We start from the raw sequence: 15,021 nt of genomic DNA on the forward strand, positions 1-15,021 counted from the left end.
GGAAGGGGCCATGGGCGTCGTGAACGACGAGGCGGACAGGCGCAAGCGGCGGCTGCGACGGCGGCTGGAGCGGCTGATCGGGATCGCCGCCACCGAGGGGAACGAGCTGACCGCGCTGCGCAACGGGGACGAGATCTTCCCCGCGATGCTGGAGAGCATCCGGGCCGCCGAGCACACCGTCGACATGATGACGTTCGTGTACTGGCGCGGCGAGATCGCCCGCGAGTTCGCCCGTGTCATGGCCGAGCGCGCCCGCGCCGGGGTGCGGGTGCGGCTGCTGCTGGACGGCTTCGGCAGCCGGCTGATCGAGGGCGACCTGCTGGAGATGATGGACGAGGCCGGGGTGCAGGTGGCCTGGTTCCGCAAGCCGCTGTGGCTCTCCCCGCTGAAGCAGAACCACCGCTGCCACCGCAAGGTGCTGGTGGTGGACGAGCGGACGGCCTTCACCGGCGGGGTGGGGATCGCCGAGGAGTGGTGCGGCGACGCCCGGAACGAGAACGAGTGGCGCGACACCCATGTGCGGGTGCGCGGCCCGGCCGTGGACGGCATCGCCGCCGCGTTCGCGCAGAACTGGGCGGAGTGCGCGGAAGTGCTGTTCGACGAGCGGGACCGCTTCGTCGAGCACGAGCCGCGGGGCGGCTCCGTGGTGCAGGTGGTGCGCGGTTCGGCCAGTTTCGGCTGGCAGGACATGCAGACGCTGCTGCGGGTGGTGCTGGAGACGGCGCAGGAGCGCGTACGGCTGACCACGGCGTACTTCGCGCCCGACCCGTACTTCGTCGAGATGCTGTGCGCCACCGCGCGCCGCGGGGTGGAGGTGGAGCTGCTGCTGCCCGGCCCGCACACCGACCAGCGGGCGTCCCAGCTGTCCGGGCAGGGCCGCTACGAGGAGCTGCTGGCGTGCGGGGTGCGGATCCGGCACTTCCAGCCGACGATGATGCACGCCAAGATCGTGACGGTGGACGGGATCGCCTCGCTGGTGGGCTCCACCAACCTCAACCGGCGCTCGATGGACCACGACGAGGAGGTCATGCTCGTCGTCCTGGACGAGGACTTCACCGCGGGGCTGGACCGGGACTACGAGGCGGACCTGCGCCGGAGCGTGCGGATCGTGGGCGCACGCTGGCGCAGAAGGCCGGTCGTGCAGCGGGTGCGGGAGGCCGCCGTGGCGCCGATCCGCCGTTTCCTTTGAGATCCCGGTTCCGGTGACACGCCGACGGGCCGGGACCGCGTCGCGGTCCCGGCCCGTCGGCGTGTGGCCCGTGTGCCCGTGTGCCCGTGTCAGTCGGCCTTCTTGACCTGCGGCGGCTTGCGCACCGACAGGTGCAGCTCCTTCAGCCGGGCCTCGTCGACCTCGCTCGGGGCGCCCATCAGCAGGTCCTGGGCGTTGCCGTTGAGCGGGAAGGCGATGGTCTCGCGGATGTTGGGCTCGTCCGCCAGCAGCATCACGATGCGGTCGATGCCCGGGGCGATGCCGCCGTGCGGCGGGGCGCCGAAGTGGAAGGCGCGCAGCATGCCGCCGAACTCGCGCTCGACCTCCTCGTGGCTGTAGCCGGCGATCTCGAAGGCCTTGTACATGATCTCCGGCTCGTGGTTCCGGATCGCGCCGGAGGACAGCTCCACCCCGTTGCAGACGATGTCGTACTGCCAGGCCAGGATGTCCAGCGGGTCCTTGGTCTCCAGCGCCTCCAGGCCGCCCTGCGGCATGGAGAACGGGTTGTGGGAGAACTCGATCTGCCCGGTGTCCTCGTTCCTCTCGAACATCGGGAAGTCGACGATCCAGCAGAAGCGGAAGACGTTCTCCTCGAAGTGGCCGGTGCGGCGCCCGGCCTCGACGCGGACCGCGCCCATGATCCTGGAGACCTCGTCGAACTCGCCCGCGCCGAAGAAGACGGCCGTGCCCGGCCCGGCGTCCAGGCGGGACAGCAGGGCGGAGACGTTCTCCTCGGTGAGGAACTTGGCGATCGGGCCGGTCAGCTTGCCGTCGTCGCCCACGCGCACCCAGGCCAGGCCCTTGGCGCCCTGCAGAGCGGCGAACTCGCCCATCTGGTCGAAGAACTTGCGCGGCTGGTCGGCGGTGCCGGGCACGGCCAGGGCGCGCACGTGCTTGTCCGCGAACGCCTTGAACTCCGAGCCGGCGAAGACGTCGGAGACGTCGGCCAGTTCCAGCCCGACGCGCAGGTCCGGCTTGTCGCTGCCGTACTTGAGCATCGCCTCGCGGAAGGGGATGCGCGGGAAGGGCGAGGTGACGTGGCGCCCGTCGCCGAACTTCTCGAAGAGGTCGGTCATGACCTTCTCGATGACGCCGAAGACGTCCTCCTGCTCGACGAAGCTCATCTCCATGTCGAGCTGGTAGAACTCGCCCGGCGAGCGGTCGGCGCGGGCGTCCTCGTCGCGGAAGCAGGGCGCGATCTGGAAGTAGCGGTCGAAGCCCGCGATCATCAGCAGCTGCTTGAACTGCTGCGGGGCCTGCGGCAGCGCGTAGAACTTCCCCGCGTGCAGCCGGGAGGGCACCAGGAAGTCGCGCGCGCCCTCGGGGGAGGTGGCCGACAGGATCGGGGTGGCCAGCTCGTTGAAGCCGAGCGCCGTCATCTCCTGCCGGATGGTGGAGATGACCGCCGAGCGCAGCATGATGTTGCGGTGCATGCGCTCCTTGCGCAGGTCGAGGAAGCGGTACTCCAGGCGCCGCTCCTCGTTGACGCCGTCCTCGGTGTTGATGGTGAACGGCAGCGGGTCGGCGGCGCCCAGCACCTCGACCCCGGCGACCTCGACCTCGATCTCGCCGGTGGGCAGCTCGGGGTTGACGTTCTCCTCGCCGCGGGCGACGACCCGGCCGTCGACGCGGACGACGGACTCCTTGGAGATCGAGCTCAGCGCCTCGTAGGGGGCGGTGTCGGGGCGGACGACGAGCTGGACGATCCCGTGGTGGTCGCGGAGATCGATGAAGAGGATGCCGCCCAGGTTCCGCCGATTGTGCAGCCAGCCGGAGAGGCGGACATCCGTGTCGATGTCCGCGGCACGGAGCTCGCCGCAGGTGTGGGACCGGTACCGATGCATCATTCGTCCAAGTCGTCAGGTTGTCGGTTGGTGTCGGGCCGCCGGCCGCTCGTCGGCGAGGGGGCGCACACGTCCCACAGACTACCGTCCGGGCCGTCTTCCGCCGGGTGCCCCCGGGAACGACCACATATGGTGGAAAAGTGCACACCGAGGACATTCTCGCGGCCACCGGGGTCGGCCTGTGGCGCTGGGACAACACGGCCGGCGTCATCACGCTGGACGCCACCGCGGCCCGGCTGCTGGGCCTGCCGCCCGAGGAGACCGTCCTGACCGAGAGTGCCCTGCGCTCCCGCTTCCACGCGCTCGACTACGCGGAACTGGCCAACGTCGCCGCCCTCGCCATCGCCGAGGGCACGATCGCGGAGGCGCTGCAGCGGGTGGTGGCACCGGACGGCACCGTCCTGCGGATCGTGCGCAACCGGCTGGCCCTGGCCGGGCAGACCCTGATGGGTACGGAGCCGGGCCAGTCCTTCGTGCTGCACGGACTGCTGACCGAGGCCCCCTGGCCGAACCGCCCCGCCGGGGCCGGTGAGGAGGTCTCGGAGATCCCCCAGGAGACGTATCCGGTGGAGATCACCGCCGAGCGGCCCCCGGGCGCGTCCGTCCCCACGGTGCAGTCCCCGGCCGCCCAGGCCCCGGCCGCCGCCGAGTGGCGGCACTCGCGCGAGGCGTTCCTGCTGGACGTGGGAAAGGCGCTGGCCGAGGCGCAGACCACGCAGGAGGTGCTGCGGGTGGCGGGCCAGATGTCGCTGCCCGGCCTCACCCCCTCCTCCCTGGTCATCTACGGCGTCAGGGGAGACCGGTTGACCCCGATCGGCTACTACGGACCGGACGTGGACCGGCGGCCGGCCTTCGGCGAGACGACGCTGGAGAGCGACTACCCCGGCAGCACGGCCGTCCGCACCGGCCGGGCCGTCTACCTGTCCTCCCCCGAGGAGTACCGGCGCCGCTTCCCCGCCGTCTGGCCCCTGGTGGAGGGCTACGGGCGCCGGGCCTGGGCCTATCTGCCGCTGATCGTGGGCGGCCGGACGATCGGCGCCTGGCTGCTCGCCTTCGGCGCCCCCGTCGCCTTCACCCCCGACGAGCGCCAGCTGCTGGTGTCGGTGGCGCGGATGCTGGCGCAGGCCCTGTCGCGGGTGTACATCCAGGAGTCCAAGCGGGAGCTGGCCGACAGCCTCCAGCGCACCATGCGGCCCGCCCAGCGCACCGCCGTCCCCGGCATGACGGTGGTCAGCCGGTACCTGCCGGTCGGCGGCGGCCTCCAGGTCGGGGGCGACTGGTACGACGTGATCCCGCTGCCGTCCGGCCGCACCGCCCTGGTGATCGGCGATGTGCAGGGGCACGACGTACGCGCCGCGGGGGTCATGACGCAGCTGCGGATCGCGCTGCGCGCCTACGCCGCGGAGGGGCACCGGCCCGACGCGGTGCTCGCCCGCGCCAACCGCTTCCTGGCCGGGATGGAGACCGGCGACCTGCCCGAGCCCGGCGGCGCCGCCGGGCGGGCGGACGCGGACCCGGCCGACGACCACCGCTTCGCCACCTGCCTGTACGTGGAGGCCGATCCGGACGGCGCGCTCGACATCGCCCGCGCCGGCCACCCGGAACCGGTGGTCCGCCTGGCCGACGGCGCGGTGCTGACCTGCTCGGTGGCGCCCGGACCGCCGCTGGGGATCGTCACGGGCGCCGACTACCCCGTCACCCGGGTGGCGCTGGGGCGGGGCGAGACGCTGCTGATGTGCACCGACGGGCTCGTCGAGGCCGGCGGCCTGGACTACGACGCCGGATGGGCGCGGCTGCGCAAGGTCCTGGGAGAGCACGGGGGGTCACCGGAGAACCTCGCCGACACGCTGATCCACGCGATGCACGGCGCTCCGACCCGCCATGTGACCGGCACCGGGCACGGCATGGAACCGCGCGCGGGCGGACGCGAGGACGACATCGCGCTGATGCTGCTGAGCCGCGAGGGCGGCGTGCCCGAGGTGCGCCCGCGCCCCCTGGTGCGCCGTCTGGTGATGTCGGTGGCCCAGTCCGAGCAGGCCCGGGTCTCCGACGCCCGCCACCAGCTCCGCGAGCTGCTGTTCGACTGGGCGGTGGAGGACCAGGTGGAGGGCGCCGTCCTGCTGCTGTCGGAGCTGCTGACCAACGCCCTGGTCCACACCGAGTGGGACGCCACGCTCTCTGCCGAACTGGAGGGCGAGCCCGGCTCGCGGCGGCTGCGCGTGGAGGTCGCGGACTCCAGCGAAGAACTGCCCCACCGGCGCCACCCCGGCGAGCTGGCCTCCCGGGGGCGCGGTCTGCTGCTGCTGGAGATGCTGGCGCACGCGTGGGGGGTGGAGCCCAGGGGCGCGGGCAAGAGCATCTGGTTCGAGCTCCACGAGGCCGAGGAGGGGCCGGACTGGGGCTGAACCGCCGGGCCCCGCGCCAGGCCGCGTCCGGCCGCGCCAGGCCGCGTCAGTGGGCGTCAGTGGGCGTCGGCCGGGACCGAGCCCAGCCGTCCCGCCTTGAAGTCCTCGAACGCCTGGACCAGTTCGGCGTGACTGTTCATCACGAACGGGCCGTAGTGGGCCATCGGCTCGCGGATCGGCAGGCCGCCGAGCAGGACCACCTCGAAGTTCTCGCTGCGGGAGTCCTGCTCCTCGGCGGCGCGGACGGTGAGCGCGCCGCCGTCGCCGAAGACGACCGTCCGGCCCATGCCGAAGGGCCGCCTCTCCGCGCCCGCGGAACCGTGGCCCGCCAGTCCGTACGCGAGGGCGTTGAAGTCCGGCCGCCAGGGGAGCGTGACCTCGGCGCCGGGGCTCACCGAGGCGTGGATCATCGTGATCGGCGTGTGCGTGACGCCCGGTCCCTCGTGGCCGTCCAGCTCCCCCGCGATGACGCGCAGGAGCGCGCCGCCGTCGCCCGAGGTCAGCAGCCGGACGCTGCCGCCGCGGATGTCCTGGTAGCGGGGGTCGGTCATCTTGTCCCTGGCCGGCAGGTTGACCCACAGCTGCAGGCCGTGGAAGAGGCCGCCGGAGACGACCAGCTCCTCGGGCGGGGTCTCGATGTGCAGCAGGCCGCTGCCCGCGGTCATCCACTGGGTGTCGCCGTCGGAGATGGTGCCCCCGCCGCCGTGGGAGTCCCGGTGGACGAAGGTGCCGTCGATGATGTAGGTGACGGTCTCGAAGCCCCGGTGCGGGTGCCAGGGGGTCCCCTTGGGCTCACCGGCCTCGTAGTCCACCTCACCCATCTGGTCCATCATGATGAACGGGTCCAGGTACCTGTGGTCGATCCCGGCGAACGCGCGGCGCACCGGGAAGCCCTCGCCCTCGAAGCCGGAGGGAGCCGCGGCCGTGTGCAGGACGCGGCGCGGGCGGGCGTCGGCCGGGGCGGTGACGCGGGGGAGTACGAGCGGGTTCTCGGCGGTGATCGCCGGCATCTGGACCTCCTCGGGAAGCCTGGAGGCACCAGGGTATTTCAACGTTCAACGGAAAGCCAGGAGCGCCCGGTACACACGGCGCGGGCGGTGTGTCCCTCCGCTCCCCGTGCGCCCCCCGGGCGGGGCCGGCAGCGGGTCAGCCGTACATCCGGCGCATCGCGAAGTCGACCATCTCCTCGACCGCCTTGGCGTCGAAGACGATCCGGTGCTCGCCCTCCATGTCCAGCACGAAGCCGTAGCCCGACGGCAGCAGGTCGAGCACCTCCGCACCGGTGATCACGAAGTACTTCGACTCCTTGCCCGCGTACGCGCGCAGCTCCTTGAGCGTGGTGAACATCGGGATCACCGGCTGCTGGGTGTTGTGCAGCGCCAGGAAGCCGGGAGTGTCGCCGCGCGGGCAGTACACCTTCGACGTGGCGAAGATCGCCTGGAAGTCCTCGGGGGACATCACCCCGGTGGTGAAGGCCCGTACGGCCTCGGCCAGCGACGGCGGCGAGGGCTCCGGGTAGAGCGGCTGCTGCTGCCCGTAGCCGGGCGGCGGCTGCTGTCCGTAGTGCTGGCCGGCGTGCTGCCCCGCGTGCGCGCCGTGCCCGGGGTGGCCGGTGTGCCCCGGGTGGCCGGTGTGGCCGCCGTGACCGGCGTGCTGCCCCGCGTGCCCCGCGTTTCCGGTCTGGTCGTAGCCGTACATGGGCGTAAGCGTATCGACTTCGGGCCCCCTCCCGCCCCGCCGCGGGAGCGGTCCGCCGTCAAGGCGCCCTCCGGGGAGTTCTGTCACAGTCGCGCGGATCGGGTTGCTTCTTATTACCGGCGGGTAGCATGATGAGAGCTACTTTCTGGTACGCGTAGGGAGGAGTCTCCTCCCCCTATCCACTACGGAGCCGTCGCCATGGGGCACTACAAGTCGAATCTCCGCGACATCGAGTTCAACCTCTTCGAGGTACTCGGCCGCGACACGGTGTACGGCACCGGCCCGTTCGCGGAGATGGACGTCGAGACCGCCAAGAGCGTGCTGGCCGAGGTCGCCCGCCTGTCGGAGAACGAACTGGCCGCCTCCTACGAGGACGCCGACCGCAACCCGCCGGTGTTCGACCCCGAGACCAATACCGCTCCGGTCCCGGAGTCCTTCAAGAAGAGCTACCAGGCGTACATGGACGCCGAGTGGTGGCGGCTGGGCATCCCGGAGGAGATCGGCGGCACCACCGTCCCGCGCTCCCTGCTGTGGGCCTTCGCCGAGACCATCCTCGGCTCCAACCCGGCCGTGTGGATGTACGCGTCCGGCCCCGCCTTCGCCGGCGTCCTCCACGAGGAGGGCACCGAGGAGCAGCAGAAGATAGCCAAGCTCATGGCGGACAGGCAGTGGGGCTCCACCATGGTCCTCACCGAGCCCGACGCGGGCTCCGACGTGGGTGCCGGCCGCACCAAGGCGATCAAGCAGGACGACGGCTCCTGGCACATCGAGGGCGTCAAGCGCTTCATCACCTCCGGTGAGCACGACATGTCCGAGAACATCGTGCACTTTGTCCTCGCCCGCCCCGAGGGCCACGGCCCGGGCACCAAGGGCCTGTCCCTGTTCGTCGTGCCCAAGTACGACTTCGACTGGGAAACCGGTGAGCTCGGCGAGCGCAACGGCGTCTACGCCACCAACGTCGAGCACAAGATGGGCCTGAAGGCCTCCAACACCTGCGAGATGACCTTCGGCGCCAACGCCCCCGCCAAGGGCTGGCTGATGGGCGAGAAGCACGACGGCATCCGCCAGATGTTCAAGATCATCGAGTTCGCGCGGATGATGGTCGGCACGAAGGCCATCGCCACCCTGTCCACCGGCTACCTCAACGCGCTGGAGTACGCCAAGGAGCGCGTCCAGGGCGCCGACCTGGCCCAGTTCACGGACAAGACCGCCCCGCGCGTCACCATCACCCACCACCCCGACGTGCGCCGCTCGCTGATGACGCAGAAGGCGTACGCCGAGGGCATGCGCTCGCTGGTGCTCTACACCGCCACCGTCCAGGACGAGGTCCTGGCCAAGGAGGCCGCCGGCGAGGACGCCTCCGCCGCCAAGCGCCTGAACGACCTGCTGCTGCCGATCGTCAAGGGCTACGGCTCGGAGAAGTCCTACGAGCAGCTCGCCCAGTCGCTGCAGACCTTCGGCGGCTCCGGCTACCTGCAGGAGTACCCGGTCGAGCAGTACATCCGGGACGCCAAGATCGACACCCTCTACGAGGGCACCACCGCGATCCAGGGCCAGGACTACTTCTTCCGCAAGATCGTCCGCGACCAGGGCCAGGCGATGACCGCCCTGTCCGAGGAGATCAAGAAGTTCCTGGCCGAGGCCGCCGGCGGCGAGGGTCTGGCCGGCGCCCGCGAGCAGCTCGCCAAGGCCGCGGGCGACCTGGAGGCCATCGTCGGCACCATGCTGACCGACCTGGCCGCCACCGAGAAGGACGTCAAGTCCATCTACAAGGTCGGCCTGAACACCACCCGCCTGCTGATGGCCTCCGGCGACGTCGTCATCGGCTACCTGCTCCTCAAGGGCGCCGCCGTGGCCGCCGACAAGCTGCCGGGCGCCGCCGCCAAGGACAGGGCCTTCTACGAGGGCAAGATCGCCGCCGCGAAGTTCTTCGCCGCGAACATCCTGCCGGGCGTCGGCGTCGAGCGGCAGATCGCCGAGGCCACCGACCTGTCGGTGATGGAGCTGGACGAGGCCGCCTTCTGAGCCTCCTCCTCCCGGGCCGCCTTCCGGGCCGCCCTCCGGGCCGGCTCCGGACGGAGCTCTGAGCGGAGCCCGGCCGGGACGGCCGGGCTCCGGCTCCGCGGGACACCCGGCGTCCGCCCGTCCTCGGGGGCGGGCGGACGCCGGGTGGGCGGGGGCCCCGTTCCCAGGTCAGGGGGGAGCGGGGCCCCCGCCGTTCGTATGCTGGACACATGAGCACTTCCAGCCGCTTCGACCGTGGCCACACCGACGACCTGGTCTCCTTCCTCACCGCCTCGCCCACTCCGTACCACGCGGTCGCGACCACCGCCGAGCGGCTGGAGAGGGCGGGCTTCCGGCGGCTGGAGGAGACCGACGCCTGGGACGGCGACGGCGGCGGCCGGTACGTGCTGCGCGGCGGCGCGATCATCGCCTGGTACGTGCCCGAGGGCGCCACGCCCGCCACTCCCTTCCGGATCGTCGGCGCCCACACCGACTCCCCCAACCTGCGCGTCAAGCCCGTGCCGGACACCGGCGCGGCCGGCTGGCGGCAGATCGCCGTCGAGATCTACGGCGGCACCCTGCTCAACACCTGGCTCGACCGCGATCTGGGCCTGGCCGGACGGCTGGCCCTGCGCGACGGCTCCACCCGCCTGGTGAACGCGGACCGGCCGCTGCTGCGCGTCCCCCAGCTCGCCATCCACCTCGACCGGGAGGTCAACGGCGGCCTGAAGCTGGACCGCCAGCGCCACATGACGCCGATCTGGGGCCTGGGTGAGCCCTGTGAGGGCGATCTGGTGGACTTCCTCGCCGCCGAGGCCGGCCTGGACGCCGCCGACATCGCCGGCTGGGACCTGATGGTCCACAGCGTCGAGCCGCCCGCCTACCTCGGCCGCGACCGCGAACTGCTCGCCGGGCCGCGCATGGACAACCTGCTCTCCGTCCACGCCGGCACCGCCGCCCTGATCGCGGCCGCCGAGGCCGGTGACCTGCCGTACGTCCCGGTGCTGGCCGCCTTCGACCACGAGGAGAACGGCAGCCAGTCCGACACCGGCGCGGACGGCCCGCTGCTGGGCAACGTGCTGGAGCGCTCCGTACTCGCCCGCGGCGGCGGCCCCGAGGACCGCGCGCGGGCGTACGCGGGCACCGTCTGCCTGTCCTCGGACACCGGCCACGCCGTGCACCCCAACTACCCCGAGCGCCACGAGCCGGGCCACCACCCGATGCCGAACGGCGGCCCGATCCTCAAGGTCAACGTCAACCAGCGCTACGCCACCGACGGCACCGGCCGCGCCGTCTTCGCCGCCGCCTGCGAGCGGGCCGGGGTGCCGTGGCAGTCGTTCGTCTCCAACAACGCCGTCCCCTGCGGTACGACGATCGGCCCCATCACCGCCGCGCGGCACGGCATCGCCACCGTGGACATCGGTGTGGCGATCCTGTCGATGCACTCCGCCCGCGAACTGTGCGGCGCCGAGGACCCGTTCCTGCTGGCGAACGCCCTGACGGCCTTTCTGGAGGCCTGACGGGGCGGCCCGGCCCGGGGATCCGCGGCGTTCGGCGACAGGCCGTCAGGGATGTCCGGGCGGGCCGGGTTCGGGCGGCACGAACGGCGCTCGGAATGCAAGTCCCGCCCAGGGGTACCCGGTTGGTTGAACGAGCCCTCAACCAGCCGGACGGAGGCGGTTCTTCATGGGCATGGCACTGACCATCGTACTGATCGCGGTGGGCGCGATCCTGACCTTCGGGGTGAACTGGGATATCTCCGGGGTCAACCTCGATGTGATCGGCCTGATCCTCATGGCGGTCGGCTTCATCGGGCTGGCGTCCTACGTGGCCATCTTCAAGCGCCGCCGCGTGCAGCCGCCGAGCCCGGCGGCCCCGGTCGTCGAGGAGAACCACCGCCACCAGTGGCGCGCCTGACCGGCCGCGGTGCCCGGCCGGCCGTACGGCGGGAGCCCGGGGCCCGCCGGAGGCCCGGCACCCGCCACCGTGTTGTGGCGGGTGCCGGGCCTCCGGCGGGTGGAATCCGAGCCTCCGGGACCGTCCGCCGGCCCGGGGGCCCGTCCGGGGCGGTTCCTCGCCACCGCACGTCGCCCGAGGCCCGTTAGCGTCTCTCTCCCGCCCCGTCCGCGCGGGAACAATGCGGCCATGGGCAACGGACTTCTCATCGACAAGACAGTCATCATCACCGGAGCGAGCAGCGGAATCGGTGCCGCGGCCGCGAACGTCTTCAGCCGGGAGGGCGCGGCCGTGATCCTGGTCGCGCGCCGGGAGAGACGGTTGGCGGCCGCCGTGGCCGAACTCCGGGACAAGGGAGCCGAGGCTTCCTACGTGGTGGGCGACATGACGCTCGCCGCGGACGCGGCACGGGCGGTGGACTTCGCCGTGACCGAGTACGGACGGCTGGACGCGGCCTTCAACAACGCCGGGATCGGTGGCGACCGCACCCCGTTACATCTGATGCCGGACGACGTCTACGACACCATCATGGACGTCAATGTGCGCGGCCTGTGGAACTGCCTGCGCCAGGAGATAGCCGCGATGCTGCCGCGCGGCGGCGGGGCGATCGTCAACAACAGCAGTGTGGCCGGCCTGGTGGCCGTTCCCGCCGCCGCCCCCTACATCGCCTCCAAACACGCGGTCATCGGCCTCACCAGGGCGGCGGCGGACGAGTACGCGCGGCAGGGCGTCAGGGTGAACGCGGTGGCCCCCGGCACCACCCGCAGCGAGATCACCGCCGACTGGTTCTCCCGCAACCCCGGCATGGAGGAACTGGCGCACGCCGTGACCCCGCAGGGGCGCACCGCGGAGCCGGAGGAGATCGCGGCCGCCGCGGCCTGGCTGCTCAGCGACCGCTGCCCCTTCCTGACCGGGGCGGTGGTGCCGGTGGACGGCGGCTTCGTCAACCACTGACCGCGGTGACGCCCGTGGACGGCGCTCCCGGGCAGCGCTCCGGCAACGCCGTCCACACGGCCACTTCGCACCGTTACGCGCGTAACCCCGTCAGCCGGGCCCGGAACACCGCGCGTCCGCCCTGATGGCCCGTGACGTCGATCGCGGACCGGCCGGCCGGGACCGCGGGACGTGTCACGGCCTCGATCCAGCACGGCTCGCCGAACTCCACGTACCGCGTGTAGCGGATGCCGACGTCGGTGAGTTCGAAGGACTCCGGGTGGACGGCGGCGTACGCCGCCTGCTGGGCCGCCTCCAGCAGGACCAGCCCGGGCACATGGTCGACCGGGTGGTCGAAGAGCAGGGGGTTGGACACGGCGTTGCGCAGCCGCCACCACCGTCCGCCACCGCCGTCCGCCAGGAGTACGTCGTCCGGGCTCGCCCTGCCGACCAGCCGGGGCGCGACGGGGACCGGCACGGGCCAGCGTCCCCAGTCGGCGGACGTGTGCTGTCCGCGCACCCGACGGTAGGCCGCCGGAGAGATCCAGCCGAATTCCGTGTCGGCCAGGCAGATGTCGGCACCGTCGCGCCGGATGTGGAACCCCATGGTGAGGCGCATGGCGCTTCCGGGCTTCCGGGCGACCGTCACCACGGCCTCGAACTCCCCGCCCTCGTCGGCCCGGAGCCCGGGCTCCACCGTGATGTTCAGGGTGTGCAGCAGCGTGTGGTGGCCTGTGGGGACCCCGTACGCGGCATGCGCCACGAAGAGGCCGCACTGGCGGATGACCTGCGCCAGAAGCCGGGAATCGTACCCTCCGGTTTCTCTGCCGACGGGTCTGCGCACGCCGAGCACGAAGGTGTCCCGGCCCGCCGCGCGCCAGTCCTTGATGAGGATCGTCACACTGTGTCTGAGATGCGTGTACTCGCCCAATTCCGCCGGTGAGCAGAGCTCGGGAAGACCGGGAGAGACTGAGAGGGCATCGATGGGCACGGACATGAGGCTCCTTCCGGACAGAACAGATGACTGAAGGTGGTGCCTGCTCCCGAACCTCACGTTGGTAACCTACTGTTAGTTCTGTTTTTTGCCGGCTCACCGTGCGGTTACCACAGAAGCAGGTGGAGAGGTTGTCGGAGGTTAGGATGGCGAGACAGGAGCGCGCTATTCGCACTCGCAATCGCATCCTGGATGCTATGGCCAGCCTTTTCAACGAGGTCGGCTACGACGCCGCGACCATCGCGGCGCTGGTGGAGCGGACCGGGCTGACCAGAGGGGCGCTTTACTTCCACTTCGCGTCGAAAGAGGACATCGCACGGGCCGTGCTGGAGGAGGCGGTGACCCGGCGGGGGCTGCGGCCGCAGCCCTTCAAGGTGCAGGAGTGGGTGGATCTGGGACTGCTTCTGGCCTGTCGCGTGCCCCGGGAGCCGGTGCTGCGCGCGGCCATACGCCTGTCCGTCGACCCCAAGGCACGCCGGCTGTTCGGCACCCGCTGGCCGGACTGGGTGGCAGTCGGCCAGGAGCTGCTCGTCGAGGCGAAGGAGCGGGGTGAGCTGCTCCCGCACGCCGATCCGGCGGCGGTCTCACGCGCGGTCGTGGGCTCGTGGACCGGGGTGCAGCTGGTGACGGAGGCGCTGGGGGACGGGCTGGATCTGGCCGGGGAGATCTCGATGCTGTACCAGCTGGTGCTGCCCAACATCGTCACGCCCGCGGTGCTCGCCCGGATCGACTCGTCCGCCTACCGGGCCGAGCGGCTGTTGCGCGAGGAGACCCCCGAGGCCGACGACACACGGTGAACGGCTCGGGGCATGACGGGTTTCCACACTGGACGCCATACAGGAAATCGCACTTGCACACCCCCCGTGGTGCAGTGACTCGAAACGACGATGCGTTCGATCCGTCGGTCAACGGCACGCTCCGACGTAGCCGGCAAGGCTCCCGAAGGAGCGGCGGCCGCTGCCAAGGAGAAGAATACTTGCATGGCGTTCGGTTTTCTAGTGCCTCGACGTCGGCAAAAGGTCGCTTTTGCGGCATTGGAGCAGTCTGACTCGACGCAAATATGTCCGACTCCTATGCTTTGGTTGGCATAAATGATGAATGTCGAGCTGTACAAATAACAGGACGTGTGTTCTTTTAATGGAGTCAGAGCGTGCGAAGGGGGAGTGATGACAGTGCACGCTGCGCCACTGGCTCCTGCAGGACCCGAGCGGCATCGCGCACACGGCGGCACCTCGCGCGCCGATCCGGCCGCCGGGACGAGGATGATCCGCGTGCTGGTCGTCGGGGACAGGGCCGAGGTGGCCGATACCTGGGTGCGGGAGCTGCGCCGGCAGGGGTACACCGCGAACAGTGTGGACACGGGCGCCAAGGCCCTGAACACCCATCAGCACGCCGACTTCGTCCTGCTCGACCTCGACCTGCCCGACGTCGACGGCCTGGAGGTCTGCCGGTCGATCAGGAAGCACGGCGACAAGCCGATCATCGCCGTCACCACCCGCGACACCGAACTGGACCGCGTCCTGGCCCTACAGGCCGGGTCGGACGACTGTGTCATCACCTCGTGCGGCTGGCGGGAGATCCTGGCCCGTATCGAGGCGGTACTGCGCCGGACGTATCCGCAGCCGAAGCCTGCCCGGATCATTTCCGTCGGCCCGCTGCGCATCGACGGAAGAACCCACGAGGTGAGCCTGCTCGGAAAACCGGTGAACGTCACGGCCAAGGAATTCCAGCTGCTGCACGTACTGGCCGAGAACGCGGAGGAAGTCGTCACCCGCAAGGAACTGATGTCCCGTGTGTGGGGCACCAGGTGGATTGATTCCAGCCGCACCATCGACACCCATGTGCGCAGCTTACGGGCCAAGCTCGGATCGAATAACTGGATTATCACCGTCCGCGGCGTCGGATACCGCATGGGCCGCGGTTAGGAAAGCGGCTCCGCTCGGGAAACACCACGGCGCGGGGCGGCCCGGCCCACGG

Annotated in this window: 12 protein-coding genes; 8 read left to right on the plus strand and 4 right to left on the minus strand. The window is 71.0% G+C overall.

Features of this window, described 5'->3' with window-relative positions; all coding sequences use genetic code 11:
* Positions 1–10 precede the first annotated feature (10 nt).
* Entirely contained in the window at positions 11–1,189 is a 1,179-nt protein-coding gene (locus tag BM237_RS19300; RefSeq protein WP_093850954.1) for a phospholipase D-like domain-containing protein, read from the plus strand.
* Between the two features lie 89 nt (positions 1,190–1,278).
* On the opposite strand, the gene aspS is transcribed toward BM237_RS19300, so the two are convergent.
* The gene (aspS, locus tag BM237_RS19305; RefSeq protein ID WP_093850955.1) at positions 1,279–3,054 is read right to left on the minus strand and encodes an aspartate--tRNA ligase; all 1,776 of its coding nucleotides are present in this window, start codon (positions 3,052–3,054) and stop codon (positions 1,279–1,281) included.
* 140 nt (positions 3,055–3,194) lie between these two features.
* Between aspS and BM237_RS19310 the strand changes: the two genes are divergently transcribed.
* On the plus strand, positions 3,195–5,459 hold the full coding sequence (locus BM237_RS19310) for a SpoIIE family protein phosphatase (protein ID WP_093850956.1): 2,265 nt from the start codon (positions 3,195–3,197) through the stop codon (positions 5,457–5,459).
* Positions 5,460–5,515: 56 nt separating this feature from the next.
* Here the strand turns inward: BM237_RS19310 and BM237_RS19315 are convergent, their stop codons facing one another.
* Together BM237_RS19315 and BM237_RS19320 are read right to left on the minus strand one after the other, a co-directional pair.
* Positions 5,516–6,469: a pirin family protein gene (locus BM237_RS19315; protein WP_093850957.1), complete on the minus strand. Its 954-nt coding sequence runs from the start codon at positions 6,467–6,469 to the stop codon at positions 5,516–5,518.
* 136 nt (positions 6,470–6,605) lie between these two features.
* On the minus strand, positions 6,606–7,157 hold the full coding sequence (locus BM237_RS19320) for an SseB family protein (RefSeq protein WP_093850958.1): 552 nt from the start codon (positions 7,155–7,157) through the stop codon (positions 6,606–6,608).
* A 198-nt stretch (positions 7,158–7,355) separates the two neighbouring features.
* Here BM237_RS19320 and BM237_RS19325 point away from each other — a divergent pair, with 198 nt between their 5' ends.
* From BM237_RS19325 to BM237_RS19340, 4 genes are all read left to right on the plus strand, one after another.
* A complete protein-coding gene (locus BM237_RS19325; protein WP_093850959.1) occupies positions 7,356–9,182 on the plus strand; it encodes an acyl-CoA dehydrogenase in 1,827 nt (608 codons plus the stop codon).
* A 209-nt stretch (positions 9,183–9,391) separates the two neighbouring features.
* The gene (locus tag BM237_RS19330; RefSeq protein WP_093850960.1) at positions 9,392–10,681 is read left to right on the plus strand and encodes a M18 family aminopeptidase; all 1,290 of its coding nucleotides are present in this window, start codon (positions 9,392–9,394) and stop codon (positions 10,679–10,681) included.
* Positions 10,682–10,847: 166 nt separating this feature from the next.
* A complete protein-coding gene (locus BM237_RS19335) occupies positions 10,848–11,078 on the plus strand; it encodes a DUF6458 family protein (RefSeq protein WP_093850961.1) in 231 nt (76 codons plus the stop codon).
* 228 nt (positions 11,079–11,306) lie between these two features.
* Positions 11,307–12,071, plus strand: coding sequence for a glucose 1-dehydrogenase (locus BM237_RS19340; protein WP_093850962.1), 765 nt, complete (start codon positions 11,307–11,309; stop codon positions 12,069–12,071).
* A gap of 73 nt (positions 12,072–12,144) precedes the next feature.
* Here the strand turns inward: BM237_RS19340 and BM237_RS19345 are convergent, their stop codons facing one another.
* Positions 12,145–13,047, minus strand: a complete 903-nt coding sequence (locus tag BM237_RS19345; RefSeq protein ID WP_093850963.1) for a ScbA/BarX family gamma-butyrolactone biosynthesis protein — start codon at positions 13,045–13,047, stop codon at positions 12,145–12,147.
* A 143-nt stretch (positions 13,048–13,190) separates the two neighbouring features.
* On the opposite strand from BM237_RS19345, the gene BM237_RS19350 reads away from it, so the two are divergent.
* Positions 13,191–13,841 (plus strand): ScbR family autoregulator-binding transcription factor, encoded by a 651-nt coding sequence (locus BM237_RS19350; protein WP_093850964.1) that lies wholly within the window; start codon positions 13,191–13,193, stop codon positions 13,839–13,841.
* Positions 13,842–14,210: 369 nt separating this feature from the next.
* The gene (locus BM237_RS19355; RefSeq protein WP_342746248.1) at positions 14,211–14,969 is read left to right on the plus strand and encodes a response regulator transcription factor; all 759 of its coding nucleotides are present in this window, start codon (positions 14,211–14,213) and stop codon (positions 14,967–14,969) included.
* Positions 14,970–15,021 lie beyond the last annotated feature (52 nt).

The organism is Streptomyces mangrovi (genome assembly GCF_900114215.1).
Classification (GTDB): Bacteria; Actinomycetota; Actinomycetes; order Streptomycetales; family Streptomycetaceae; genus Streptomyces; species Streptomyces barkulensis.